General features: G+C 65.6%; 20 protein-coding genes and 1 pseudogene. 10 read left to right on the forward strand and 11 right to left on the reverse strand.

The annotated features are described in order from the left end of the window. Nucleotides 1-109: 109 nt before the first annotated feature. Nucleotides 110-1123 carry a TAXI family TRAP transporter solute-binding subunit gene (locus tag OKW52_RS03620; RefSeq protein WP_264504494.1) on the forward strand — a complete coding sequence of 338 codons (1014 nt, stop codon included), beginning with the start codon at nucleotides 110-112 and terminating at the stop codon, nucleotides 1121-1123. A 74-nt stretch (nucleotides 1124-1197) separates the two neighbouring features. Continuing rightward, on the forward strand, nucleotides 1198-3345 hold the full coding sequence (locus OKW52_RS03625) for a TRAP transporter permease (protein WP_264504495.1): 2148 nt from the start codon (nucleotides 1198-1200) through the stop codon (nucleotides 3343-3345). Between the two features lie 116 nt (nucleotides 3346-3461). Here OKW52_RS03625 and OKW52_RS03630 read toward each other — a convergent pair whose 3' ends face one another. Continuing rightward, complete coding sequence (locus OKW52_RS03630) at nucleotides 3462-3902, reverse strand: DsrE family protein (RefSeq protein ID WP_264504496.1); 441 nt, start codon at nucleotides 3900-3902, stop codon at nucleotides 3462-3464. A 129-nt stretch (nucleotides 3903-4031) separates the two neighbouring features. Next, nucleotides 4032-4883 carry a GNAT family N-acetyltransferase gene (locus OKW52_RS23205; protein WP_319800451.1) on the reverse strand — a complete coding sequence of 284 codons (852 nt, stop codon included), beginning with the start codon at nucleotides 4881-4883 and terminating at the stop codon, nucleotides 4032-4034. A gap of 239 nt (nucleotides 4884-5122) precedes the next feature. On the opposite strand from OKW52_RS23205, the gene OKW52_RS03645 reads away from it, so the two are divergent. After that, nucleotides 5123-8572, forward strand: coding sequence for a chromosome segregation SMC family protein (locus OKW52_RS03645; RefSeq protein ID WP_264504497.1), 3450 nt, complete (start codon nucleotides 5123-5125; stop codon nucleotides 8570-8572). Nucleotides 8573-8650: 78 nt separating this feature from the next. Here OKW52_RS03645 and OKW52_RS03650 read toward each other — a convergent pair whose 3' ends face one another. Further along, nucleotides 8651-9418, reverse strand: coding sequence for a 2-keto-4-pentenoate hydratase (locus tag OKW52_RS03650; protein ID WP_264504498.1), 768 nt, complete (start codon nucleotides 9416-9418; stop codon nucleotides 8651-8653). Beyond that, a complete protein-coding gene (locus OKW52_RS03655) occupies nucleotides 9415-10395 on the reverse strand; it encodes a type I glyceraldehyde-3-phosphate dehydrogenase (protein ID WP_264504499.1) in 981 nt (326 codons plus the stop codon). The genes OKW52_RS03650 and OKW52_RS03655 overlap by 4 nt, the downstream gene beginning before the upstream one ends. A gap of 209 nt (nucleotides 10396-10604) precedes the next feature. Here OKW52_RS03655 and hemP point away from each other — a divergent pair, with 209 nt between their 5' ends. After that, complete coding sequence (hemP, locus tag OKW52_RS03660) at nucleotides 10605-10736, forward strand: hemin uptake protein HemP (protein ID WP_246022347.1); 132 nt, start codon at nucleotides 10605-10607, stop codon at nucleotides 10734-10736. A gap of 9 nt (nucleotides 10737-10745) precedes the next feature. Here hemP and OKW52_RS03665 read toward each other — a convergent pair whose 3' ends face one another. From OKW52_RS03665 to OKW52_RS03675, 3 genes are all read right to left on the reverse strand, one after another. Then, on the reverse strand, nucleotides 10746-11825 hold the full coding sequence (locus OKW52_RS03665; RefSeq protein ID WP_264504500.1) for an AbrB family transcriptional regulator: 1080 nt from the start codon (nucleotides 11823-11825) through the stop codon (nucleotides 10746-10748). 6 nt (nucleotides 11826-11831) lie between these two features. Next, entirely contained in the window at nucleotides 11832-12596 is a 765-nt protein-coding gene (locus tag OKW52_RS03670; protein ID WP_264504501.1) for an SDR family NAD(P)-dependent oxidoreductase, read from the reverse strand. Between the two features lie 83 nt (nucleotides 12597-12679). Next, nucleotides 12680-13513: a prephenate dehydratase gene (locus OKW52_RS03675; RefSeq protein WP_264504502.1), complete on the reverse strand. Its 834-nt coding sequence runs from the start codon at nucleotides 13511-13513 to the stop codon at nucleotides 12680-12682. Between the two features lie 120 nt (nucleotides 13514-13633). Between OKW52_RS03675 and OKW52_RS03680 the strand changes: the two genes are divergently transcribed. From OKW52_RS03680 to OKW52_RS03705, 6 genes and pseudogenes are all read left to right on the forward strand, one after another. After that, nucleotides 13634-14158: a c-type cytochrome gene (locus tag OKW52_RS03680; RefSeq protein ID WP_264504503.1), complete on the forward strand. Its 525-nt coding sequence runs from the start codon at nucleotides 13634-13636 to the stop codon at nucleotides 14156-14158. A gap of 201 nt (nucleotides 14159-14359) precedes the next feature. Then, entirely contained in the window at nucleotides 14360-16297 is a 1938-nt protein-coding gene (locus tag OKW52_RS03685; RefSeq protein ID WP_406622185.1) for an extracellular solute-binding protein, read from the forward strand. 29 nt (nucleotides 16298-16326) lie between these two features. After that, a complete protein-coding gene (locus OKW52_RS03690; protein WP_127106644.1) occupies nucleotides 16327-17415 on the forward strand; it encodes a microcin C ABC transporter permease YejB in 1089 nt (362 codons plus the stop codon). Between the two features lie 4 nt (nucleotides 17416-17419). Then, nucleotides 17420-18526: an ABC transporter permease gene (locus tag OKW52_RS03695; RefSeq protein ID WP_264504504.1), complete on the forward strand. Its 1107-nt coding sequence runs from the start codon at nucleotides 17420-17422 to the stop codon at nucleotides 18524-18526. Next, nucleotides 18523-20155 (forward strand): annotated as a pseudogene (locus OKW52_RS03700) (ABC transporter ATP-binding protein). The gene OKW52_RS03695 and the pseudogene OKW52_RS03700 overlap by 4 nt, the downstream one beginning before the upstream one ends. Next, complete coding sequence (locus OKW52_RS03705; protein WP_264504505.1) at nucleotides 20152-21378, forward strand: glycosyltransferase; 1227 nt, start codon at nucleotides 20152-20154, stop codon at nucleotides 21376-21378. Before OKW52_RS03700 ends, OKW52_RS03705 begins: the two are co-directional and overlap by 4 nt. Before the next feature lie 3 nt (nucleotides 21379-21381). Here OKW52_RS03705 and OKW52_RS03710 read toward each other — a convergent pair whose 3' ends face one another. The 4 genes from OKW52_RS03710 to OKW52_RS03725 are packed head-to-tail and all read right to left on the reverse strand — an operon-like array spanning nucleotide 21382 to nucleotide 26250. Further along, nucleotides 21382-22482: a flagellar basal body P-ring protein FlgI gene (locus OKW52_RS03710; protein WP_264504506.1), complete on the reverse strand. Its 1101-nt coding sequence runs from the start codon at nucleotides 22480-22482 to the stop codon at nucleotides 21382-21384. Then, nucleotides 22482-23489, reverse strand: a complete 1008-nt coding sequence (locus tag OKW52_RS03715) for a flagellin (protein ID WP_264504507.1) — start codon at nucleotides 23487-23489, stop codon at nucleotides 22482-22484. Before OKW52_RS03715 ends, OKW52_RS03710 begins: the two co-directional genes overlap by 1 nt. 3 nt (nucleotides 23490-23492) lie before the next feature. Beyond that, nucleotides 23493-24920 carry a flagellar hook-associated protein FlgK gene (gene flgK / locus OKW52_RS03720; RefSeq protein WP_264504508.1) on the reverse strand — a complete coding sequence of 476 codons (1428 nt, stop codon included), beginning with the start codon at nucleotides 24918-24920 and terminating at the stop codon, nucleotides 23493-23495. A gap of 19 nt (nucleotides 24921-24939) precedes the next feature. After that, the gene (locus tag OKW52_RS03725; protein ID WP_264504509.1) at nucleotides 24940-26250 is read right to left on the reverse strand and encodes a flagellar hook protein FlgE; all 1311 of its coding nucleotides are present in this window, start codon (nucleotides 26248-26250) and stop codon (nucleotides 24940-24942) included. Nucleotides 26251-26271 lie beyond the last annotated feature (21 nt).

Genomic DNA, 26271 nt, shown 5'->3' on the forward strand with positions numbered 1-26271 from the left:
TCTTTATGTTTGATTTCTGAAGCAAGTCAGGCATCCTTTCCCCAGCGTCGGAACAACCGACGGCAGAGCGACGGCTCTGACACGATAAAAGTCCTTGGGAGGATACCTTATGCTGAAGACCCTGACCCGCGTCGCCGCGGTGGCTGTTGCCATGTCTGCGCCCTTTGCGGCGACTGCCCAGAACACGCCGCGCGCCTATGTGCTGACCACTGCCGGAACCGGCGGCACCTATTATCCGGTCGGCGTGGCGCTGGCGACGCTGGCCAAGATCCATCTGCAAAACTCGCAAGGCATGGACATGTCGGCGATCTCGTCCGCCGGATCGGGCGAGAACGTCGTGCTGATGCGCGACAATCAGGCGCAATTCGCCATTCTTCAGGGTCTCTTCGGCGCTTGGGCCCGCAACGGCACCGGCGCGCTGGAAGAGGCCGGGCCGCAGGAAAACCTGCGCTCGATTGCGTTGCTCTGGCCGAACGTCGAGCATTATGTCCTGCGCACGTCGATGGCACCGACCGGCACCGTCGCCGATCTGCAAGAGTTCAGCGGCACCTTCAGCCTTGGCGCGCGCAACTCGGGTAACGAGTTCTCGAACAAGTTCATGCTGGAGAATTTCGGCATCGACTGGACCCAGTGGAATCAGGTGTATCAGGGCTTTGGCCCCTCGGTTGACGGGATGATCAACAGCACCATCGACGGCACGATCATCGGCTCGGGCGTTGGCGTCAGCACGATGACGCAGGTTGCGGCGCAGATGGGCGATGATGTCACCTTGCTGAACATCACCGACGAGCAGATGGCGGCGATGGATGGCGGCGCGGGGCTGTATTTCCGCTTCACCATTCCGGGCGGCACCTATCCGGGTATCGACGCCGATACGCAGACCATCGCGCAGCCGAACTTTCTGGCGGTGAATGCCGATGTGCCCGAAGAGGACGTCTATCTCTTCACCCGCACGATTTATGAAAACCTCGCCTTCCTGTGCAACATCCACCGCGCGACCTGCGACATGTCGCTGGACAATGCCATGTCGGGCCTGCCGCTGACCCTGCATCCGGGTGCCGCGCGCTACTATGAAGAGGCCGGGCTGACCATCCCCGCCAACATCGCCCCCGTCGCCGAGTGACCGACGCTCACCGCTGACGCTGAGCCGCCGCGCGTTCCCCGCGCGGCGGTGTTTGTGCTTACCGCGAGGGTGCCATGTCCCGATCTCCCGATGCCGCCGCTCCCGCTGTCAATGAGGCGCTCGATACCGGCGAAGAAGTCAATCTGCGGATGCGCCCGGCGGGTAGCCTGCCGGGGCGTGTCGCCTTCTGGTTCGGCGTCGCGCTGTCGCTGTTCCACATCTGGATGAACACGCTGGGCACCTGGCCCGAGCTGTGGCAGGCCTGCTTCCATTTCGCGGGTTTCGGCTTTCTGTGCGCGCTGCTCTATCCGGCTTTCACCGCGACGACCGACCGCGGCAGGCGCTGGGTGCTGGGGCTGGACGTGGTGCTGGGCCTCGGCGCGCTCTCGCTGTTCGCTTATCTCTATTTCAACGAGTTGAGCTTTTATTCCCGCCAGCAAACCACCGGCTTTGCGTGGTATGACTGGCTGTTCACCGGCATTGCGCTGCTGCTTGCCATCGAATTCACCCGCCGCACGACGGGCTGGGTGATCCCGATCCTGATCATCCTCAGCTTTACCTATGTCACCCTGTGGGGCCGCTGGGTGCCCGGGATGCTGACCTTTGCCGGGCTGCGCTCGGACACCATGCTGTTTCGGATTTTCTATACCGATGACGGGATGTTCGGCACGGTCGGGCGGATCTCGTCATCCTATGTGTTCATGTTCATCCTGTTCGGCGCCTTCCTGCTGCGCTCGGGTGCCGGGCATTTCATCATCGACTTCGCGCAGGTGCTGGCGCGGCGGATGGTCGGTGGGCCGGGACTGGTGGCGGTGATCGGCTCGGGGCTGATGGGGACGATATCGGGCTCGGCGGTGGCCAATACGGTCAGCACCGGCACCATCACCATCCCCTTGATGAAACGCGCCGGCATGCCCGCGCAGACCGCCGCGGCGACCGAGGCCGCGGCGTCGACCGGCGGGCAGATCATGCCGCCGATCATGGGGGCGGGTGCCTTTGTGATGGCCTCGTTCACGCAGGTGCCCTACCTGACCATCGCCGCCGTGTCGGTGATCCCGGCGATTCTGTATTTCGTGTCGATCGCGTTCTACGTCCGCATCACCGCCAAACGCCTGAACCTGAAACCGCAGACGGACGAGGTCACCAAGACGCTGGGACAGGTGCTGCGCGAGAATGGTCTGGCGTTCTTTGTGCCCATCGGCGTGTTGGTCGGGCTGATGATCTGGGGCTATACCCCGACCTACGCCGCCGGTTTCGCCATCCTTGCGGTGATCGTGGCCAGCTGGCTGACCAAGAACCCGATGGGGCCAAGGGCGGTGCTGGAAGCACTGGCACTGGGCGCGCGCAACATGGTGATGACGGCGGTGCTGCTGATCGCCATTGGCGTGGTGATCACGGCAGTGACGCTGTCGGGCGTCGGCAACACGTTTTCACTGATGATCGACGAATGGTCCGGCGGCTCGGTGCTGATCGCGATCATGCTGATCGCGCTGGCCTCTTTGGTGCTGGGGATGGGGCTGCCGGTGACGGCGGCCTATATCGTTGTCGCCACGCTCAGCGCGCCCGCATTGGCCGATATGATCCTGCGGTCCGAGGTGATCGACATGATCGCCATGGGCACGATCGGGCCGGGTCCGGGGGCGATGCTGATGCTGGGCTCGCCTCAACACGCGGCGGCGATCGGGCAGCCGATGGATGCGGCGCTGGCGGCGCAGATCCTGTCGGCGGCACCCATCGAGTTCAGCCGGATGATCACCGAACAATCCCTCGCCCCGCAGGCGATTACCGCCGCATTTCTGGCGGCGCATCTGATCGTGTTCTGGCTGTCGCAGGACAGTTCGGTCACACCGCCGGTCTGCTTGACCGCCTTTGCTGCTGCCGCGATTGCCGGGTCGCGACCGATGGCGACCGGGTTCACCGCGTGGAAGATGGCCAAGGGGCTGTATATCGTGCCGCTGCTCTTTGCCTTTTCACCGCTTCTGTCGGGGACAATCTGGCAGCAACTGGAGATCGCGCTGTTCACCATCGCGGCGCTCTACGCTTTGGCAGCGGCGTTCGAGGGGCATATGGAAGCGCCGATTGGCTGGCCGATGCGCGTGGTGTTGCTGGGCCTGTGCGCGGTGCTGATCTGGCCGGTGCAGGAATGGGAGCATTACGCGGCGCTGGTGGTGTTTGGCGTGTTGCTGGCGTGGAACGTCCGGCAGGACCGCGCGGCGGCGTAGGGCGAGGGGCTGCTCGCCCCTCGCGCTCCCTCGCCAGAGGGGGAGCACGCTCCCCCTCTGGACACCCCCCGTGGATATTTGAGGACAGATGATCGCGCGGACCGTCGTGAGATCCGTCAGGGGCGCAGATAGGCCCAGCCTTGTTGCTGCAGCTCAATCAGATGGACCGCGCCCGAAGGGACAATCTGTGCCTCGGGCATCAGGGAAATGTCATGTCCTGCCTGCCGCTGCATGCCTTGCAGCGTGTTGTTGCAGGCCTGAAAGCTGATATTCTCGTGCTCGAGCGACATCTGGCTGATGCGGTCCGCCACCGGTGAGGTATCGGCGCGCAGCATGTTCAGGCCGGGGCCATAGGTGACGATCTGGATCTCGACCTCTTCACCCTGTTCTTCGTAATACTGGATGATGTTGTTGGCGTTGTTGAGCACCATGTTCATGCGGGCGGGGTCGTTTTCGTCCAGATGAATGGCGACGCGGTTGACCTCGGCCAGAGCGGCGAGCGGGGCAAGAATGAGCAGCGCGGCCAGGCCTGCGCCGCGCAGGGCGGTGGTGATCATGGGGTGTGTCCTCCCGTGGGTGATACGCGTCCTCCCAAAACGCGCGGGGCCGATGCGGACCCAGTCGCAGGATAGGCACGCGAGGGCGCGTTGCGCAATAAAGAGATGCGCATATGCGAATGCACTTGGTCAGACCGGCCGCTGGTAGGTGATTGACGTCGGGCGGTCATGGCCCGCATGTGCGGTGCGGTCGGTTTCCGCGAAGCCCATCGCCTGAAACGCGGCCTGATTGCCAACCAGTTCCACCCGCGTTTGCAGCGTGACCGAGGGCAGGCCCAATGCCCGCGCGCGCTCCATCGCCAGCGCAACCATCACCCGTGACAGGCCGGTGCCGCGATGGCCTTCTGCAACCGCCAGCTTGCCCAGATACAGCGTGTCCGCCTTGGGCGTCAGGATCACGCAGGCGGCGGGGCCGGGCTCGATGACCCACAGTTCATTCAGCGCGGCATCGCGGGCGAGATCATCAACCGTCATCCGGTTCAGCGAGGACGGCGGATCAATCACCCCGTCCATATAAGCAAACGCCTTCGTCAGCAGCGCATGAACCGCGCGCATGTCCTCGTCAGCCCGCATCCGCCGGGGCGCCAACGCGCATTCCATGAACACCGAGGCCGGCACATCCGCATAGCCGCCAAACGGCCCGCACCGGGTGAAGCCGTGGCGCTGGTAGAGCTTGATCGCCTCGGTATTCAGCGGCCCGGTTTCCAGCATCAGCCGGGGCAGCGCCCGCTTTCGCCCCTCGGCCAGCAGCGCGACCATCAGCGCATTCGCCACGCCCTGACCGCGCGCGGCGGGGTCGACGAACATCGACTTCACCTCGGCATACCCGTCGCGCAAAGCCAGCGCCGCCGTGCCGACAACCCGCCCGTCCAGCCGCGCGGTGAAAAAGGCGATATCGGGCGTGCACAGGTCATCAATCGACAGGAAATGGTTATCCTCGGGCGCGTAGAGGCTTTGCAGATAGGCATGCGACGCCTGCAACAGCGCGGTCGCACCGGGGTCGCGGGGGAATCGGCAAGGACGGTGACTGGCATCGGCATTCTCGCGCTTTTTCGCTACGCTGCGGCAGGATCGTGGCAGGGTCAATCCCCGCAAACTGTGGCGCAAGCACCGCAATATCTTGTGGATAACCGCCCTGAAACCGCCACATCCGGCCCTGTTCCTTGACTCCTTTGCGTGCGACAACAGACTGTCGCGACTCAGCATCAAAGGTCTTGTCCTTGCATTTCACCCGCCTGCGCCTGAACGGTTTCAAAAGCTTCGTGGACCCCACCGAACTGGTGATCCGCAACGGGCTGACCGGCGTTGTCGGGCCGAATGGCTGCGGCAAATCCAACCTGCTGGAAGCGCTGCGCTGGGTGATGGGCGAGAACCGCCCGACAGCGATGCGCGGTTCAGGCATGGAGGACGTGGTCTTTGCCGGGACCAACAGCCGCGGTGCGCGTGCCTTTGCCGAGGTGGCGCTTTCGGTCGATAACTCGGACCGGCTGGCCCCCGCTGGCTTCAACGATTCCGACACGCTGGACATCACCCGCCGCATCACCCGCGACGCTGGATCGGCCTACAAGGTTAACGGCAAGGATGTGCGCGCCCGCGATGTGCAGATGCTGTTTGCCGATGCCTCGACCGGCGCGCATTCGCCCGCCTTGGTGCGGCAGGGGCAGATTTCCGAACTGATCAACGCCAAGCCCAAGGCGCGGCGCCGCATTCTGGAAGAGGCTGCCGGGATCTCGGGCCTGTACCAGCGGCGGCACGAGGCCGAGCTGCGCCTGAACGCGACCGAGGCCAATCTGGAGCGTGTCGGCGACACGGTGGATCAGCTGGCGCAGCAGATGGCGGTTCTGGCGCGGCAGGCACGGCAGGCGGCGCGTTACCGCGAGATCGGCGTCGATCTGCGCAAGTTCGAAGGCATGATCCTGTACCGCCGCTGGCGCGAGGCCGCGCAGGCGCGGGCCGAGGTGCAGGCGGCGCATGGGCAGGCGGTGACGCTGGCAGCGACCGCCGAACGCGCCGCGCGTGAGGCGAAGACGGCGAGGGAAGGGCGCGAAGACGCGCTGCCGCCGCTGCGCGAGGAAGAGGCGATTGCCGGGGCGATCCTGCAACGCCTGCATGTCCAGCGCGACACGCTGACCGATCAGGAAGCCCGCGCGCGCGAAGCCGTGCAGACGCTGATGACCCGCATCGACCAGCTGCGGCAGGACGCGCAGCGCGAAGCCGGGCTGGCGGCGGATGCGGATGAGACGATCGAGCGGCTGCAGTGGGAAGAGGAGCAGCTGGCGCGCGCGTCCGAGGGCCATGACGAAAAGCTGGCCGAGGCGGTGGAGGCGGCGCGCGAAGCCTCGGATGTGCTGGCCGATATCGAGGCGCATCTGACCGAAATGACCGAGGATGTCGCGCGCCTGTCCGCGCGGCACCAGTCGCTGACCCGTCAGGCCAGCGATGCCCGCGCCGAAGGCACGCGCGCCGCCGCCGGGGCGCAGCGCGCGGCCGATGAGGCGGCGCAGGCGACGGCGCGGGTTGAGGGGGCGGAGCAGGCGCAGGAAGCCGCGAACGAGGCACGCGACGGCGCGCAGGATCTGCTGGAAGCCGCCGAGGAAACCCTGATCGAGACCGAAGCCGCCCGCGCCGATGCGCAATCGGCCGAGGTCGAAGCCCGCGCCGCCCGCGCCGGGGCGGAAGGCGAGGCGACGGCGCTGTCGGCGGAACTCAACGCGCTGGACCGGCTGATCTCACGCGACCGGGACGCGGCCAGCGATCTGCTCGACCAGATCCGCGTCGCGCCGGGCTTTGAACGCGCGCTGGGCGCTGCGCTGGGCGACGATCTGCGCGCCGGGGCGGCTGAGGCGGGCTCGGGCTGGCGCGCGCTGCCGGGCTATGATGATGCCGCAGCACTTCCCGCCGGGGCCGAGCCGCTGGCCCGCCACGTCACCGCGCCGGGTGAGTTGACGCGCCGCCTGTCGCAGATCGGCCTGAGCGACGCTGCCGAGGCGCAAGCCCTGCACGTCGCCCTGCGCCCCGGCCAGCAGCTGGTCACACGTGAGGGCGATTTGTGGCGCTGGGACGGGCTGATGCAGCGCGGCGAGGATGCGCCAAGCGCCGCCGCGATCCGCCTGACCCAGCGCAACCGGCTGGACGCCCTGCGCGAAGACCTGGACGAGGCCGAAGCACGGCAGGACGCCGCCCGCGACGCGCATCAGCAGTTGCAATCCCGCCTGACCCAGCTGACCGAGGCCGACCGCATGGCCCGCGACGCCCGCCGTTCGGCCGAATCGCGGCTGACCGAGGCGAGCCGCGCGCTCAGCCGGGCCGAGGCTGACGCAAGCCTCGCCCAGTCCAAACGCGAGAGCGCCGAACTGGCGCTGGAACGCATGCAGGCCGAGGCGGAAGCCGCTGAGGCCCGGCTGGCCGAGGCCGAAGAGGCGCTGGCCGAACTCGACGATCTGGATGCCGTGCGCAGCAAGCTGGAAACCACCCGCACGCAGGTCGAGGCCGCGCGCATCGCGATGATGGCCCGCCGCGCCGCGCAGGAAGAAATCCGCCGCGAAGGCACCGCGCGCCGGACACGCGGGCAGGAAGTGGCGCGCGACATTCAAAGCTGGACGGCGCGCAAATCCACCGCCGCCGGGCGCATCGCCGATCTGGAACGGCGCGAGGAAGAGGCGCAGGACGAATTATCCGAAGCCACCGCCGCGCCCGAGGAAATCCTTGCGCGCCGGGCCGAGCTGAACGACGCGATCAGCGAGGCCGAGACCCGCCGCACCACTGCTGTCGAGGCGCTGCTGTCGGGCGAAAGCGCCCTGCGCGCCGCGCAGGAAACCGAGCGCACCGCCGAACGCGCCGCCGGTGAGGCCCGCGAGGCCCGCGCGCGGGCTGAAGCGCGCGTCGATGCGGCGGGGGAGGCCGTGACGCTGGCCGCCAACCGCATCGCTGATGAGCTGGACACCACGCCGCAAGGGCTGCTCAACCAGATCGGCACGGATGTGGACGCGATCCCCGATTCGGGCCATCTGGAAACCGAAATCGCCCGCCTGCGCCGCGCCCGTGATGCGCTGGGCGCGGTGAACCTGCGGGCTGAGGAAGACGCCAAGGCGGTCGAGGAAGAGCACACCACGCTGGTGACGGAGAAGGCCGATCTGGAAGCCGCGGTTGCCAAACTGCGCGGCGGTATCTCGGCGCTGAACCGCGAGGGGCGTGAGCGGTTGCTGGCGGCCTTCGATCAGGTCAACGGCAACTTCGCCACGCTGTTTACTCACCTCTTCGGCGGTGGCGAGGCGCGGCTGGTGCTGGTGGAAAGCGACGATCCGCTGGAAGCCGGGCTTGAGATCCTGTGCCAGCCGCCGGGCAAGAAGCTGAGCTCGCTCAGCCTGTTGTCGGGCGGTGAACAGACCCTGACCGCGCTGGCGCTGATCTTTGGCGTGTTCCTCGCCAACCCCGCGCCGATCTGCGTGCTGGACGAGGTCGACGCCCCGCTCGACGACGCCAATGTCATGCGCTTCTGCGACCTGCTGGACGAAATGACCCGCCGCACCGAGACGCGCTTCCTGATCATCACCCATAATGCGCTGACCATGGCGCGCATGGACCGGCTGTTCGGCGTGACCATGGCCGAGCAAGGGGTGAGCCAGCTGGTGAGCGTGGACCTCAAGAGCGCGGAATCGCTGGTGGCGTGACGGGCAAGGGGGCTTTCCGCCCCCTCTTCGGCTGACGCCGAATTCACCCCCGAGGATATTTTCGGACAGATGATGCGGTCAGGTGACGCTCAGCGAGAGCGGCGGCAGGTCGGCGCCAGTGATCCGCGTGGTCCAGCTTTCGCCGGCGCTGATCGGCAGCGCGCGGGTCAGGGTGCCGGTGCTGATCACCCAACCGGGGGGCAGCAGATCCCTGCCGCGCTGCGCGGTGAGGTCACGCAGGGCGGCCAGTGGTCCGCCGCCGAGGACGTTGCTTGCGTGGCCGTTGTCCATCACTTGATCGTTGCACAGCAGGGTGATGCTGAGGGTAGAGAGGCTGGCAAGCAGCTCGGGTGTGGCAGGGACGAAGGCCCCCGTGACCAGCGCGCCATGCAGGGCACCGGCGGCGACGGTATCGGGGGCGCGGAAACGCCAGCCGGGGAAAGGGCTTTGCACGACCTCGAACCCGCGCGCGACGCTGTCGATGCAGGCCATGAGCGCGGCGTCGTCCATGTCCGGCGTCGGCGAGTCGGCGAGTTTGAGGACGATCTCGGGCTCGATCCGGGGTTCGATGAAGCCGGCGGCAACAATCGGGCCTTCGCGCCAAGTCGTGTCGAAGATGGGGCCGAGGATCGGGGCGTGGACGTTGTATTCGTCCCAGATCGTGGTGTTGGTGAAGCCGGTCTTGACCCCCACAACCCGTGCGCCGCGCCGGATGCGGGCGGCGGTGAGCATGGCCTGCGCCTGATAGGCGCGGGGCAGGTCGAAGCCGGGGTCGCTGTCGGTGATCGGGGACAGCGACTGGCCGGTGTCAAAGGCGTGCAGCAGCGCGTCGGAGACAGTGATCATGCGGATGGTCCCATGCGCAGCGCCATGTCGAGCATACGGCAGGAAAAGCCCCACTCGTTGTCGTACCAGCCGAACACGCGGATCAGTCCGCCGCCGGTGACGCGGGTTTCGGGCAGGGCCATGACGATGCTCTCGGGCCGGGCGCGCAGGTCGGAGGAGACCAGCGGCTTGTTCGTCCAGCCGATCACCCCGCCTGCAGCGCGCAGCACGGCATTGACTGCATCCACATCGGCGGGGCGCTTGGGCACGACACAGAGATCCACCGCCGAGACGCTGGCCGTGGGCACGCGGACGGCGGCGCATTCGATCACGCCGGCAAGATCGGGCAAAACCCGGTCCAGCAGTCGCCCGGCGCTGGTGGTGGTGGGGACCATCGACAGCGCAGCGGCGCGGTTGCGGGCGGGGTCGCTGCTGCGCGGCGCGTCAACGGTGGGTTGCGATCCGGTGTAGCAGTGGATCGTGGTCATCCAGCCCGCTGTGACGCCGAGCGCCTCATCCAGCACGCGCACCAGCGGGGCCAGCGCGTTGGTGGTGCACGAGGCGTTGGAGACCACGCTCATCTCAGCCCGCAGGTCGGCATCATTGGCGCCCAGAACGACGGTGGCATCGGCGGCGTCTGACGGGCCCGAGATCAGCACGCGGCGCGCGCCGGCGCGCAACCCGCGCTCTGCCACGTCGCGGCTGTCGGCTTTGCCCGTGCATTCAAGCACCAGATCGACGCCGCGCAGATCCAGCGTGGAGAGGTCGAGCGCCTGGGTCAGCGGCAGGCGGCGGCCCTGTACGATCAGTACGTTGTCCTCCAGCTCGACATCGGCGAGCGGGCCAAAGACGCTGTCGTATTCCAGCAGATAGGCGCAGGTTTCGGCCGGGGCGATGTCGTTGATGCCGGTGATCTCGATCCCCGGGCAACCGCCCTTGAGCCAGGCGCGCAGCACTGTGCGGCCGATCCGTCCAAACCCGTTGATCATCACCTTCATGGCGTGCCTCCGTACTCTCAGGCGTACTCTCAGGAGAACTTGCTAGGCCTGTGCGGCGGAAAGCTCAACCGCGATCGCACGGCGATTTAATCCGAGTAAACGAATCGGGATTGACTCGGCAAAGTGTTTTTGTCAGGATTAACCCAGATGCACAGGAGCCCGCTATGTCCCTTTACTCGCAACCAGACTTCACCCGCGCCGAACCCGTCATGCAGCCCGAATTGCCGGTACATTCGGCCCGCGCCTTGACCGGCGGCGGCACGCAGGCGCGTATCGAGCTGGACGGCAAGGTGTACGACCTGCGCATCACCCGCGCCGGCAAGCTGATCCTGACGAAGTAAGGCGCGGCCTTAACCGCGCATCAGCTTGGTGCCCAGCCGGGCCGTTGTCACCGCCAGCAGTATCCGTGCCAGATGGTGCATGGTGACGAAAACCGCGCTCAGATGCAGCGAGAGGGCGACCAGCGCCATCTCGCTGACCCCGCCGGGGGCAAAGGCGAGAATTACGGCTGAGATCGGCTGACCGACGCGGTCGGCCAGCAGCCAACCGAAGACTGCCGCAACCACCAGCATCAGCGCCACGTTGACCGAGGACAGCAAGACTGCCTTGCCTGCCTCGCCGCGTGTGAAGCCCGACAGGCGCACGCCCAGCGATGTGCCCATCACCCATTGCGTGACCAGAACCGCCCAGAACGGCGGGGCCGCATGGGTAAAGCCGGTTGCATGCGCGATGCCGCTGAACAGCAGCGGGCCGGACAGAACGGCAGCGGGCAGGCGCATCAGCGTGGCCGTGAAATATCCCGCTGCGCCAAGGCCGGTCAGCACCAGCACATCCCAGACCGTTAACGGGTCGTGCGACGTGGTCAGTGCCACGCCGGCGGCGCTGCCGACGGCATGCCCTTCGATCAGCGAAAATACGATGGGAATCAGGACAATGCACAGGATCAGCCGCAGGAATTGCAGCATGATCAGCATGGGCATATCCGCGCCGTCGCGCTCGCCCATGTCCAGCGCCTCGATAAAGCCGCCGGGCATGGCAGCGTAATAGGCGGTGGAGGGCGTCAGCTGGCCGACACGGCGATAGAACTGATAGCCCAGAAACTGCGCCAGCGGGATAAAGGCGACCAGCGCGGCCATGGTCATCCACCAGCGCTGGGCCTGCGTGACGAAATCCGCCGGAAAACTGGCCCCGATCGCCACGCCGACGATCGGGATGAACACCGAGCGCCACTTTTGCGGCACGGCGAGCGGCTGGCTTTTGACCCGCAGCCCAAGACGCGCGGCCAGCGTGATGCCGATCATCGGCCCCAGCAGCATGCCCAGCGGCAGGCCGAGCCACGTCGCCACCAGACCGCAGATCCCCCCCAATCCAAACGTGACCAGAACCACGGAGAGAGAGAGATTGTCGGTCAGACGGGCGAGGCGGCTCATACCGGGTTACATCTGCCCGCCGGCGATTTCGATGGTCTGGCCGTTGACGCTGCTCGACCCCGGGCCGCAGAGCCATTGCGCGGCGGCGGCAACTTCATCGGCCGTGACCAGACGTTTGTGGCGGTTGGTCTTGACCATCATCTGACGCGCCTGATCGGCGTCGATCCCGGCGCGGGCCGAGATGGATTCGGTGTTGCGGGTGACGATATCGGTGTCGGTATAGCCCGGGCAAATCGCGTTGAAGGTCAGGTCCATGCCCAGATATTCCTCGCTCAGACCGCGCATCAGGCCGATCATCCCGTGCTTGGACGCGGTGTAGGCAGGCGCGCCTTTAAGCCCCTTGATCCCGGCAATGGACGAGATGAACAGCGTGCGGCCATAGCCTTCGGACAGCATGCCGCCCAGACATTCCCGCACGGTCAGATAAGCGCCATCCAGATTGATCGCCATCATCGTGCGCCAGAAGGCCATGTCCATCTTGGCCATGGATTTACCCTCGGCGATGCCCGCATTGGCCACGCAAATTGTGATCGGCCCGCGTGCGGCGATGGCGTCGGCGCAGCCCTGCACCACGCTCGCCTCATCGGAAACGTCCATGACCAGCGGATACAGGCCCGGTGTTGCCTCGGCCGCTGCCGCCAGTACGTCACCGCGACGGCCGGTGATGGTGACCTGGGCGCCCTGAGCGGCCAGCATTTGGGCGATGGCCAGCCCGATGCCGGTGCCGCCGCCGGTGACCAGCGCGTGGCGGCCCTTGTGATGCAGGTTCATGATCGTCCTCCCGTTTTGCGAGGCGAGCCTAGACCGCAGTTGCAAGGAAGCAAAGCCGCCCCGTCGCGTGACCGCACGTCCGTTCAGCCGCGCGCGTCAGACGCCGGGTAGGTGCCCAGAATGTGCAGCCGTGTGGTGAAATAGGACAGCTCGTCCAGCGCCAGTTTGACATTGGCGTCGTCGGGGTGCCCTTCGATATCGGCATAAAACTGCGTCGCGGTGAACGAGCCATCAACCATATAGCTTTCCAGCTTGGTCATGTTCACGCCGTTGGTCGCGAACCCGCCCATGGCCTTGTACAGCGCGGCCGGGATGTTGCGGACCTGAAACACGAAGGTCGTCACCATGCCATGCGCCCCGCGCCGGGTCATGTCAGGTTTGGGCGACATGACCAGAAAGCGGGTGGTGTTGTGGTGGTTGTCCTCGATGTCGGTGGCCAGCACCTCAAGCCCGTAGATCTGCGCGGCCATCTCGCTGGCCAGCACACCGTGACCGGGCGTGCGGTGTTTGGCCAGTTCGGCGGCGGCACCGGCGCTGTCGGCGGCGGCCTCGGCGCGGATGCCGTGGTTCTGCAGGAAGCCGCGCGCCTGTGGAATCAACACCATATGGGCGCGAACGTCGGTGACGTCCTCCAGCTTGGTGCCCGCCAGCCCCATCAGCGCGATGCGGACACGCACGAAGGCTTCATCGACGATATGCAGGCCGCTTTCCGGCAACAGCCGGTGAATGTCGGCAACACGGCCATAGGTCGAGTTCTCGACCGGCAGCATCGCCAGGTCGGCCCGCCCGTCGCGCACGGCGTCGATCACCTCGTCAAAGGTCCGGCAGGGCAGCGCTTCGAAGTCAGGCCGCGAAGCCGCGCAGGCCTCGTGCGAATAGGCGCCCAATTCGCCCTGAAATGCGATGCGTTTGCTCATGCCGTCCCCTGCTCGCGAAAACACTGCCGTGCGGTCAATTCGTCGCGGTAACTATCGCTTGAAATCGCCGAGGGGAAGCGGGTAGAAGAACCCGACTTATGCTCTGGCACGGGATGCGACATGTTCGATACCATGGTTATCACCAAAACGCTTGGCGCGCTTTGCGCGGCGATGCTGATTTTCCTCTTCGGCAAATGGGCGGCCGAGACGATCTATATGCCCAGCCATGATGCCGCCCATGCCCATGCGGTCTATCCTCTGCCCATCGAAGAAGGCAGCGAACCTGCTGCGCCCGCCGAAGATGCGGCCCCGATTGACGTGATGGCGCTGTATGCCGACGCCGACGCTGCTGCCGGTGAAAGCCTGTGGCGCAACTGCCGCTCGTGCCACTCGCTGGAAGTTGGTCGCAACGGCACCGGCCCGTCGCTGCATGGTGTTGTCGGCCGTGCGGTCGATGCGGTTGACGGTTTCAACTACTCGGGCGCGCTGCTGGCTGTCGGCGACACCTGGAGCGTCGAGGCGCTGAACCACTTCCTGACCGATCCCAGCGCGGCTGCACCCGGCACGCGGATGTCGTTCCGGGGTATCCGGGACGTCAATGACCGCCTGAACCTGATCAAATACCTCGAGTCGCAGGGCGCCTGATCGCGTCCTTCTGACCGATCCAAAAGGGCCGCCGCCTTTGCGCGCGGCCCTTTTTGCTGCGCGACGCCCCGGCAAGAGGCCGAACAGGCCAATTCCCCGCGCTGCTCACGCAATCGCCACTTGCAACCACCCGGTGGGCTGGCTTTAGCTGGGGAAACGCAATTTGACCCGCAGAAGGTCAGCCCCAAGCAGGAGAGCCGCATGATCAGACCCGCCACCGCCCGCGCTGCCACGCGCGACACCGCCGCCGCGTTTCGCGCCCTCGCCGGGGGGCTTGCGCTGGCCTTGGCCGGGTTGATCGTCGCAGGCGAGGCGCGTGGTCAGGATGGCATGGTTTTGGCGCATGGCTATTCCTATTACGGCGATCTGAGCTATCCGCAGGATTTCTCGCATTTCAGCTATGTGAACCCCGATGCGCCTGTCGGCGGCGAAATCTCGGAATACGCGTCGGGCACCTTCGACTCGATGAACCCGTATTCGCGCCGGGGCCGTGCCGGGCGCTATAGCGCGTCGATTTATGAAAGCCTGCTGCTGATCGGCGCGCCCTTCGGTGACGCTGCGCCCGCGGATGTGGATGGCGAATACTACTGCCTGCTGTGCGAAAGCCTCGAATATCCTGAATCCAAGGAATGGGTGATCTTTCACCTGCGTCCCGAGGCGCGGTTTTCCGATGGCACGCCGCTGACGGCGCATGACGTGGTGTTCAGCCATGATCTGATTCTCGAACAAGGCCTGCCGTCCTATGCCGAGGCTGTGCGCCGCCGGGTGATCAGCGCCGTGGCGCTTGACGATCACACCGTGCGCTTCGATTTCGCGCCGGGCATCTCGCGCCGGACGCTGATTGATCAGGTCGGCTACCAGTCGGTCTTCTCGCAACGTTGGTACGAAGAGACCGGTGCACGGCTGGACGAGCCGCGCATGGAAATCTCGCCGGGGTCCGGGCCCTATATGCTCGACAGTTTCGAGGTCAATCGCCGCATCACCTATCGCCGCAACCCCGACTACTGGGGCTGGGATCTGCCGATCAATCAGGGCCGCTATAATTTCGACCGCGTGCGGGTCGAGTATTTCTCGGATGACGCGGCGGCGTTCGAGGCGTTCAAGACCGGCGAATACACCTTCCGCGCCGAGGGTAACTCGCGCCAATGGGCGACGGGGTATGACTTCCCTGCGGTTCAGAATGGCTGGGTCATGCGCGAGGAAATCCCCGATGGCAATCCGCCCACCCCGACGGGGTTCATCTTCAACCTGGGCCGCCCCACGCTGCAAGATGCCCGTGTGCGCGAAGCGATCACGCTGGCGTATAACTTCGAATGGACCAACCAGCAGTTGCAGTACGGGCTGATGAGCCAGCTCTATTCCTTCAGTCAGGGCACGCGGCTGGAAGCAACCGGCGTTCCCGAAGGGGCCGAGCTGGCCTTGCTGGAAAGCCTTGGCGATCTGGTTCCGCCCGAGCTGCTGACCGAGCCTGCCGTGTTGGCGCATACCTCGTCCGCCGATCAGCTGATCGACCGCCGCAACCTGCGCCGTGCCAGCCGTCTGCTGGCAGAGGCCGGATGGGAGGTCGGCGATGACGGCATCCGTCGCAATGCGGCGGGTGAGGTGCTGACCATCGAATTCCCCTATTCCACCTCGGGCTCGGCCACGGGCGAGGCCATCATCGAGAGCTTTCTCGACAATCTGCAGGCCATGGGCATCAACGCCGTCGGCCAGCGCATCGATCCCGCGCAATACACCCAACGCCAGCGGGACCGCGATTACGACATGATCCTGGACGCCTATGTCGCGTTTCTGGACACCGGCACCGGCTTGCACCAGCGCTATGGGTCCGAAGCGGCGGCCTATTCGCTGTTCAACCCCGCCGGTCTGGCCAGCCCGCTGGTCGACGCGGTGATAGACGCCTCCCTGATGGCGGAATCGCCCGAAGACCGCGACACCGCCCTGCGCGCGCTGGACCGGGTGCTGCGCCACGAACGCTTTATGGTGCCGCTGTGGTACAGTGCGAACCAATGGTTCGCCTATTGGGACGTCTACCGCCACCCTGCTGAAATCCCGCAGTTTTCGGCGGGTGTGATGGACTGGTGGTGGTATGACACCGACCGCGCCGCCGAGCTGCGGGCCGCTGGCGCCTTGCGGTAAACGGAACAGAAAGAAGATAAGCACAGGCTATGGGCGCCTATATCCTTAGACGGCTGCTGTTGGTGATTCCCACGCTGATCGGCGTGATGATCATCAACTTTACCCTGGTGCAATTCGTGCCCGGCGGCCCGATCGAACAGGTCATTGCGCAGATGCAGGGCCAGGGCGACGCGACGCGCGGCTTTACCGGCGCGGGCGACGATGTCACGCGCGGCGGTGGGGGCGATGAGCGCTATATCGGCGCCCGCGGGCTGCCCCCGGCCTTTATCGAACAGCTGGAACGCGAGTTCGGCTTTGACAAGCCGCCGCTGGAACGCTTCTTGCGGATGATGTGGAACTATATCCGCTTCGATTTCGGCACCAGTTACTTCACCTCGAAATCGGTGATCGATCTGGTGATCGAGCGAATGCCCGTGTCCATCTCGCTTGGCCTGTGGTCCACGCTGATCGCCTATATCGTGTCGATTCCGCTGGGCATCCGCAAAGCGGTCAAGGACGGCACGCCCTTCGATACCTGGACCTCGGGTGCGATCATCATCGGCTATGCAATCCCCGGCTTCCTGTTCGCCATCCTGCTGCTGGTGCTCTTCGCCGGGGGCTCGTACTGGCAATGGTTCCCCTCGCGCGGGCTGCATTCCGAGGCCGAGCTGTGGAACGCCATGTCCTGGGGCGAAAAGATCGTCGATTACGCGCATCACATGATCCTGCCGACGCTGGCGCTGACCATCTCCAGCTTTGCCACGCTGACGCTGCTGACCAAGAACAGCTTTCTGGACGAACTGCGCAAACAATACGTGATGACCGCCCGCGCCAAGGGACTGGTTGAGCGCAAGGTGCTTTATGGCCACGTGTTCCGCAACGCGATGCTGATCGTCATTGCCGGGTTTCCGGCGGTGTTCATCGGCGCGTTCTTTGGTGGTTCGCTGATCATCGAGACGGTGTTTTCGCTCGACGGTCTGGGCAAGCTGTTCTTCGAGGCCGCCCTTGCCCGCGATTATCCGGTGATTTTTGGCACGCTCTTCATCTTCACGCTGGTCGGGCTGGTCATCGGCATCGTGTCGGACCTGATGTATGTGTGGATCGACCCCCGCATCGACTTTGAGACGCGGGAGAGCTGAGGTGATGCGCCTCTCTCTCCTGAACCGCCGCCGCTGGAACAACTTCCGCGCCAACCGCCGGGCCTTTTGGTCACTGTGGGTGTTTCTGGTGCTCTACGGCATCACCCTGTTTGCCGAAGTGCTGGCCAATGATGTCCCCATCGTCGTCAGCTATCGCGGCGAGATCCAGTTTCCCATCGCCCGTTTCTACCCCGAGACCGCCTATGGCGGCGAGTTCCGCACGCAGGCCGATTACCGCACCGACGAGGTGCAATGCCTGATCGAAACCGGCGGCATCGAATGGTGTCTGGACGACCCCGAGGATGCGCGCGCGCAAGCCGCCACCGGTGCTGTCGAGGGCGAGGCGGTCACGCCCGGCTGGCTGCTCTGGCCGCCGATCCCGTTCTCGTATGACACGATCAACAATCTGGGCGGCCCGGCCCCTTCCGCCCCCGATGACATTCACTGGCTGGGCACCGACGGCTCGGCCCGCGACGTGCTGGCGCGGGTGATCTATGGCTTCCGGCTGTCGGTCAGCTTTGCCTTTGTCGTGGTGGCGATTTCGTCTTTGGTCGGCATCACCGCGGGCGCGGTTCAGGGCTTTTTCGGTGGCCTTACCGACCTGATCGCGCAGCGCCTGATCGAGCTGTGGGGCTCTGTCCCGTCGCTTTACGTGATCATCATCGTCGCCGCGATCATTCCGATGAATTTCTGGCTGCTGGTGTTCCTGATGGTGCTCTTTTCATGGACTGCACTTGTCGGCGTGGTCCGCGCCGAATTCCTGCGCGCCCGCAATTTCGAATACGTCCGCGCCGCCCGTGCCTTGGGCGTGTCGAACGCCCGCATCATGTTCCGCCACGTGCTGCCCAACGCCATGGTCGCCACCGTCACCATGCTGCCCTTCATCATCACCGGCGCCATCGCGGCGCTGGCAACGCTCGACTTCCTCGGCTTCGGTCTGCCGGCCAGCGCGCCCTCGCTGGGCAACCTGACGCTGCAAGCCAAGCAGAACCTGCAAGCGCCCTGGCTGGGCTTCACCGCCTTCTTCACCTTTGCCGTCATGCTCAGCCTGTTGGTGTTCATCTTCGAAGGCATCCGTGACGCCTTTGATCCGCGAAAGACCTTCCGATGACCCTGCTGCGCGTCACCAATCTGGGCGTCGCCTTTTCGCAGGGCGGCACGGTCACACAGGCCGTCAAAGGCGTGTCGTTCGAGATCGCCGAGGGCGAGACCGTCGCGCTGGTCGGCGAGAGCGGCTCGGGAAAATCGGTGACGGCGCTCAGCACCGTGGGCCTGATGTCGGACGCGGCGCAGGTCACCGGCTCGATCACCTTTGAGGGGGCCGAGATGGTCGGCGCGCCGGTGTCCGAACTGCGGCGCGTGCGCGGCAACGACATCAGCTTCATCTTCCAAGAGCCGATGACCTCGCTCAACCCGCTGCACACGGTCGAGCGGCAGATCGAGGAATCGCTGTCGCTCCACCAAGGCCTTAGCGGCGATAAGGCTCGCGCCCGTGCGTTGGAGTTGATGGAAAAAGTCGGCATCCGCGACGCCGAAACGCGGCTGAAATCCTATCCGCACCAGCTGTCCGGCGGGCAACGTCAGCGCGTGATGATCGCCATGGCGCTGGCCAACGGCCCCAAGCTGCTGGTCGCCGATGAGCCGACGACCGCGCTGGACGTCACCATTCAGGCGCAGATCCTTGAGCTGCTGGCCGGGCTGAAACGCTCGGAACGCATGTCGATGTTGTTCATCACGCATGATTTGAACATCGTGCGCCGCGTCGCTGACCGGGTCTGCGTCATGCAGAACGGCGAGATCGTCGAACAGGGCCTGACCGAGCAGGTCTTCACCGCACCGCAACACCCCTACACCCGCAAATTGCTTGAGGCCGAGCCGACCGGCGCGCCAGATCCCGTCGCCCCCGATCTCGCCCGAGATCCTGCGCACCGAAGGGCTGCGCGTCTGGTTCCCCATCACGCGCGGCTTTTTGCGGCGCACCGTCGGCCACATCAAAGCGGTGAACGACGCGTCCCTGTCCCTGCGCGCCGGGGAAACGCTGGGGATCGTCGGCGAAAGCGGCTCGGGCAAGACCACGCTGGCGCTGGCCATCGCGCGGCTGACCCGCTCGACCGGCAAGATCGTGTTTCTGGGCCGTGACATCTCGCCCGATACCAAAGGCAGTTCGAACGCCACTGCCCTGCGCGACCTGCGGCGTGAGATGCAGATCGTGTTTCAGGACCCGTTCGGCAGCCTCAGCCCGCGCATGACGGTTGAGGAAATCATTGCCGAAGGACTGGGCGTTCACGGCGTCCCGACTGGCGGCACGGCACGCGAAGCGGTTGCCGCGATCATGGCCGAAGTCGGGCTCGATGCGGCGATGATGGACCGCTATCCGCACGAATTCTCAGGCGGCCAGCGCCAGCGGATCGCCATCGCCCGCGCGATGATCCTGCAGCCCAAGCTGGTCATTCTGGATGAGCCGACCTCGGCGCTGGACATGACCGTGCAGGTGCAGATCGTCGAACTGCTGCGCGCCCTGCAGCGCAAACACGGTCTGGCCTATCTGTTCATCAGCCACGATTTGCGCGTTGTGCGCGCGATGTCACACAGTATTATGGTATTGAAACAAGGCGATGTGCTGGAATACGGCCCTGCGAGCCAAGTGTTTGATGCCCCCGCCCATGACTACACCCGTGCGCTTCTGGCGGCGGCGTTTGATCTAAAGACCATCGGTCGTTCGGCGGTGGAGGACGCGTGAAAATTCTCTTCGTCCATCAGAATTTCCCCGGCCAGTTTCTGCATCTGGCCCCGGCGCTGATGGAACGCGGTCACGACGTGGTGGCCCTGACCGACGAGAGCAATGCGCGCAAATCCACCATCACCACCTATCGTTACCGCAAGCCCGATGGTCGTCCGGATTCCAAGATTTCCCAACTGGGCACCACTTATACCGAGATGACCAACCGCGCCTACCGTGTCGCGCGCGCCGCACGGGTGTTGCGCGATCAGCACGGCTATGTGCCCGATGTGATCTTTGGCCACGGCGGCTGGGGCGAAACGCTGTTCCTGCGCGAGATCTGGCCGCAGGCCCGCCTGATCGTCTACGCGGAACTCTACTATGCGCCGCGCGGGCTGGACGTCGGCTTTGATCCCGAGTTCGCCTCAAAGGATGAGGACAAAGCGCTCTCGGTTGTTGCCCGGCAGGGACATCAGGCGCTGATGATGGCACAATGCGACGACGCGCTGGCCCCGACCGAATTTCAGGCTGATACCTTCCCCGCCTGTTTCCGCGACAAGATCACCATCATCCACGACGGTGTCGATACCGACCGGCTGACCCCCGATCCCATGGCGCGGGTCACGCTGCCCTCGGGCGTCTCGTTTCAGGCGGGCGATGAGCTGCTGACCTTCATCAACCGCAATCTCGAACCGTATCGCGGCTACCATTCCTTCGTGCGTGCCCTGCCCGAGGTGATGCGCGCCCGACCCAACGCGCAGGTGGTGATCATCGGTGGCGATGACGTCAGCTATGGCGCGCGCCCCGGTGGCGGGCGGACGTGGAAGGACATTTTCCTTGATGAGGTGCGCGACCGGATCGACCTGACCCGTGTGCATTTCACCGGCAAAGTCCCCTACGCCACCTTCACTGGCCTGATGCAATGCACCCGGGCGCATTGCTATCTGACCGTGCCCTTCGTTTTGTCGTGGTCGATGCTTGAAGCGATGAGCGCGGGCGCGCTGGTCGTCGGTTCGCGCACCGCCCCGGTGGAAGAGCTGATCGAGGACGGGGTTAACGGCCTGTTGGTCGATTTCTTCGACACGCGCGAGATCGCCGAAACGCTGATCGACTGCCTTGCCAGCCCCTCGGATTTTGCCGACCTGCGCCGCGCCGCGCGTGCGCATATCGTGAACAACTATGACCTCAAGCGGATCTGCTTGCCGCGTCTGATCAGCTTCGTCGAAGGGGCGCTTGCGCCATAGCGCTCAGCGCACCACCAAATCGGCGTGCAGGGCACCGGCGGCATTGATCGTGTTCAGAATGTCGATCATGTCGCGCGGTCCGACCCCCAGCGCATTCAGCCCCGCGACCACCTGCGCCAGTGACGTGCCGCCCGGTACTTCGGCCAGCCCGACGCCGGGTTCCGGTGTGATCGTCGCATCGGTGCGGGGGACAACGACGGTTTCGCCGGGGCTGAACGGGTTGGGTTGGATCGCTTGTGGCGTTTCCTCGACCCGCAGGGTCAACCCGCCCTGCGCCACGGCGACCCGGCTGATGCGCACGTCTTCGCCCATGACGATGGTGCCCGAGCGCTGATCAATCACCACCCGCGCCCGTGTCCCCGGGGCGACCACGAGGTTTTCGATCTGGCTGAGTGCATGCGCTGCCGATGACGCGCGCGTCGAGGCGACATCCAGCACCACGGTGCCCGAATCCTGCATCGCCGCCACGCCACGGCCGAAATAGCCGTTGATCACCTGTTCGATCCTGAGCGCGGTGGTAAAATCGGCTTGTCGCAACGCCAGCCGGACGCGGGGCAGTGACGCGAGGGCAAAGTCGACCTCACGCTCAACGCGCGCGCCACCGGGGATCGAGCCCGAGGTCGGCACCCCCTCAACCACCTGCGCCGCGTCGCCGCGTGCCGCGACGCCGCCTGCGATCACCGAGCCTTGCGCCACCGCGTAAATCTGCCCGTCGGCCCCGTTCAGCGGTGTCATCACCAGCGTGCCACCGAACAGGCTGCCGGCGTCGCCGATGGCCGACACCGTTACATCGACCCGTGATCCGGTGCGGGCAAAGGGCGGCAGGGTTGCCGTGACCAGAACCGCGGCCACATTGCGGGGGCGGGACTGCTCGCCCGTCACATTGACCCCCAGACGCTCCAGGATATTGGTCATGATATCTTCCGTGAAGGGTGCATTGCGGATGCCGTCGCCGGTTCCGTCCAGACCCACCACAAGGCCATAGCCGATCAGATCGTTGCCCCGCACCCCGTCGAATTCGACAAGATCCTTGAGGCGCACCTGCGCGGTGGCCGCGCTGGCAAACAGCGCGAGCGCCCCGATCAGCCAGAGCCAATATCGCATTACAGATACTCCGTCAGGTTCAGCCGTGAGGTGCGCGCCGTGACGGCATAGAGGGTCTCAAGCCGGGCCTGCGCTTCTTCAAGCCGGGTCACAGCCTCATAGGGGTCGGCGCCGACCAGATCGCTGCGGGCAATCAACAGGGCGTCGCGTTCACCCGAAAGACGGGTCAGGGTCTGATCCAGCCGTTCCTGCGACGTACCGACCGCACCCTGGGTTTCGGCCAGGGCGGGGGCTGCGCCCAGCAGTGCCTCAGCCCCGGTGCGGGCAAGAGCCCGGCGCTGGCCCTCGGTCAGTGTCAGCGTGTCGTCGCCCGCCACCGCCGACATGACCAACCCCGCCAGCAGTTGCCGAAGCGATGGATCGGCGGCGGTGGGCAGTGGCGCAACGGTCGACTCGCGGTCGATCGCAGCCCCCGACGCGGCAGGCCCGCCTTGATACAGGGCGGTATCGAACAGCCCGCCGGGGGTGATGATCTCGGCGTTGATCGCGTTCGCGATATCCTGAGCCGAGGTCAGCCCGGCCAGCGCGGGCGCCAGTGTCGCCAGAAGTGTTTCGGCGTCCGGCAGGGGGGCCATGTCGCTGGCGGTGCCCGAAAACATGGCGCGACCGGCAATTCGCTGGGACAGGGTGCTGGTCAGATCTTCAAGCGCGCCGCGCGCGGCGGTTGAAGCGGTGCGCAGGGTCGCCGGCGTGGTGCCTTCGATCGACACGGCGAGCATCCGGCTGGCCGTGTCGCTGCCCATCGTCGAGGCACGCTCAAGCGCCTTTTGTGCCGCTTCAGTGGCGGCGCTCGCCTGTTTGGCGGCCTCGGTATAGGCGGCGATGCGCGTCGTGCGGGCCTCGATCGCCGAGAGCGCGCCAAGATCACCACGCAGCTGCTTTTGCGGCGCGACCCGCTCGCCCGTTGTCAGCTCGATCCCGAGGCGCGCGACCTCGGCGCGCATGGCAAGGCCATGGCGTTTCAGCGTGGCAGGCAGGGCAAGGGTGCCGATGGATAACCATGTCATGGGTCAGATCTCCAGCAAGTGGCGAAGCATCGCGTCAGCCGTCTGGATAACGCGGGCATTGGCGGCATAGGCCTGTTCGATCAGCAAAAGATGCTGCATTTCTTCATCCGTATCGACGCCCTGCGCCAACAGGGTTTCGTTCAGCACCTGATTGCGGGTCTGCGCGGTGGTGGCCGTATCTTCGGCGCTTTGGCGCGACCGGGAGAGCGAGCTCATCAGGCTGCCGAGGGTTGCGGCCGCTGTCTGCAAGGGCGCCCCGGGGCCCGAGGCGATCTGCCTGTCCAACGCGCCGAGCAGTCGGCCGATCTGCGTGCTATCGCCGATGTTTCCGGGCGCGGCGGCCCCGATGCCGTCGCGGATGCGCCACAGCTCACCGCCCGCATCGGGCAGGATCGCGGTATTGACCGCGACCCGCCCGGCGAGGCCCGGTGTCGCGGTCAAGGCACCACCGGCGTCGGTGAAGACACCCGGCGTGCCGCCAAGGCTGGGGTCGGTCGCGGGATCGGCAAAGCGGCTGATCAGATCGGCGGCAAAGCTGTCGATCTGGGTTTGCACCGACGGCGCGTCTGTGTCGCGGATTGCGAAATTCGCCGCGAGGCGACCGCCGCCCATGGGCCCGCTGGGTGAGGTGCTCAGCGGAGTGCCATTCAGCGTCAACCCGGACAGGCCACTGCCGACACTCATGCTGGCGTCGACGGCGGGGGTGCGGGTGAAGCCGAACTCGACCGGTTTGGAATCCAGCAAAAGCTGGCCCGAGGCGGTGTAGAGCATCACGCGCCCATGCTCGCGCGGGTATTCGCGCAAGGGCACGATTTCGGACAGGTGCGAGATCACGGCCTGACGCTCGTCCAGCAGGCCAACCACAGATTGATCACTCGATTGCAGGCGCACGATCTGGTCGTTGAGCGTGTCGATCCGCGCCAGACCTTCGTTCAGGCTGCGGACATCCTGCGCGATGGCATAATCGGCATCGGCCCTGAGTTGTTGCACCGTTTCCTCGATCCGGCCCAGATGCCCGGTCAGCGCGACGGCGCTGTCGGCCACCGCCGAGAGCCGGCTGTCCAGATCGGGGCGTTCCGCGGCGGATATCAGCGCAGTGTCAAAGGCAGAAAGCGCGGCGGACAGGCCGCTGCCGGGCAGACCCACGGCGGTTTCTACCCGCTGCCAGAATGCATTGCTGCGCGTGCCAGCATGCGCCGACGCCCCCGAGTCGCGCACAAGGCCCAACAAGGCCGGATCGACGCGGCGGGTGATCGAGGCGACCCGCACGCCGCCGCCGGTGCCCGCCAACGAGGCGGACACCAGGTTGATTTCGCGCGCCGCATAGCCGTCGGTCAGGGCGTTGGCGACGTTGGCCGAGGCCACCTGAACGGCGCGCGCGGACGCGGTCAGGCCCGATGTGGCGTTGTTGAGTGCACTGGAAATGCTCATGATGGCGCCCTTTCAGCGGTTATCGTTTGATGTTGGTGGTTTCTTGCAACATCTCGTCCACGGTCTGGATGACCTTGGCGTTCGACGAATAAGCGCGCTGGGTCTGGATCATGTCGGTCAGTTCCGCCGCGATGTCGGTTGCGCTTTCCTCCCGTGCGAAGCTGAGGATTTCGCCGGTCGGGCCGTCGCCCGCATCCCACAGGAACAGGCTGCCGGATTCGGCCGAGGCGCGGAAAGCCTGGCTGTCGAGTGCCGTCAGCCCGTTGGGATTGGGCACGTCGATCAGCGGAACCTGCGCGATCGTGCGGATCAGGCCAGAGTCATAGTAGGCTTTGACCAACCCGTTGGCATCAACCTGTACCCCGGCCAGTGCCTGAACCGGCGCGCCGTTGCGGTCGATGGACACCGGGATGAAGTCGTTCGCCATTTGCGAGAGGCTGTCCTCATCGGCGACAGCGCCGATGTTCAGGGCGATATCCTGTCCGGCGACCGTTACGGTGAACTCACCGGTCACCGCATCATACGCCCCGCCCGCCGCGCCGACATCCTGCGTCACGCTGAGGATGCGGCCGCCATTGGGCGGTGTGTCGTCGAAGGTGATGCGGTATTCGCCGATCACCGAGCCGTCGTTGGTGTCGGTGATCGTCGCCAGCCATTCGTTCGAGCTGCCGGTGACCGGAATTGTCGGCTGGAAATGCATATTGAGCGATTCGGTGGTGCCCAGAGCGGTGTAATATTCAAGTCCGACATCATGCCCGACGCTTTCGGAATCAAAGCGCGTGGCGGTTGCGGGCAGGTTGGCGCGGACCGAGATGCGCGAGGTCGGGTCCGACGCGAACTGGTTGGCGTTGATATTGACCGGCACCAGCCCGCCGATGTTATCGCGCGGGTAGGCGCCGATGGTGCCATCTGCCTCAGCCGGCCAGCCCAGCAGGACCAGCCCGGCGGGGTTGGTCAGGACGCCGTTGGCATCAGGGCGGAATGACCCGGTGGTGGTCATCATCAGCGGCAATGTGCCGCCCGCAAGGACGGCGTTGCTGGACGTGACGGGCAGGAAGCCGCGCCCGCTGATCGCAAGATCGGTCGCGTTCGAACTGCCGGTGATCGCGCCATGCTGATCAATCAGGCGCAGCGTCGACGCGCGCACGCCGCCGGCGATATAGGCCCCGGACTGCGCGCCGCCGATGACCATCGACTGAAACGAGGCGACGACGCGCTTGTAGCCTTGTGTCCCCGAATTGGAGATGTTGTCCGAGATTGCAGCGAGCCGGGTCGAGTTCGCGTTCAGACCGGCGATCCCGGCGTTGAACGATGAATAAAGGGTAGACATGGCGTTGGCCTTTCGAGCTGG

Source organism: Pararhodobacter zhoushanensis, assembly GCF_025949695.1.
Lineage (GTDB): Bacteria > Pseudomonadota > Alphaproteobacteria > Rhodobacterales > Rhodobacteraceae > Pararhodobacter > Pararhodobacter zhoushanensis_A.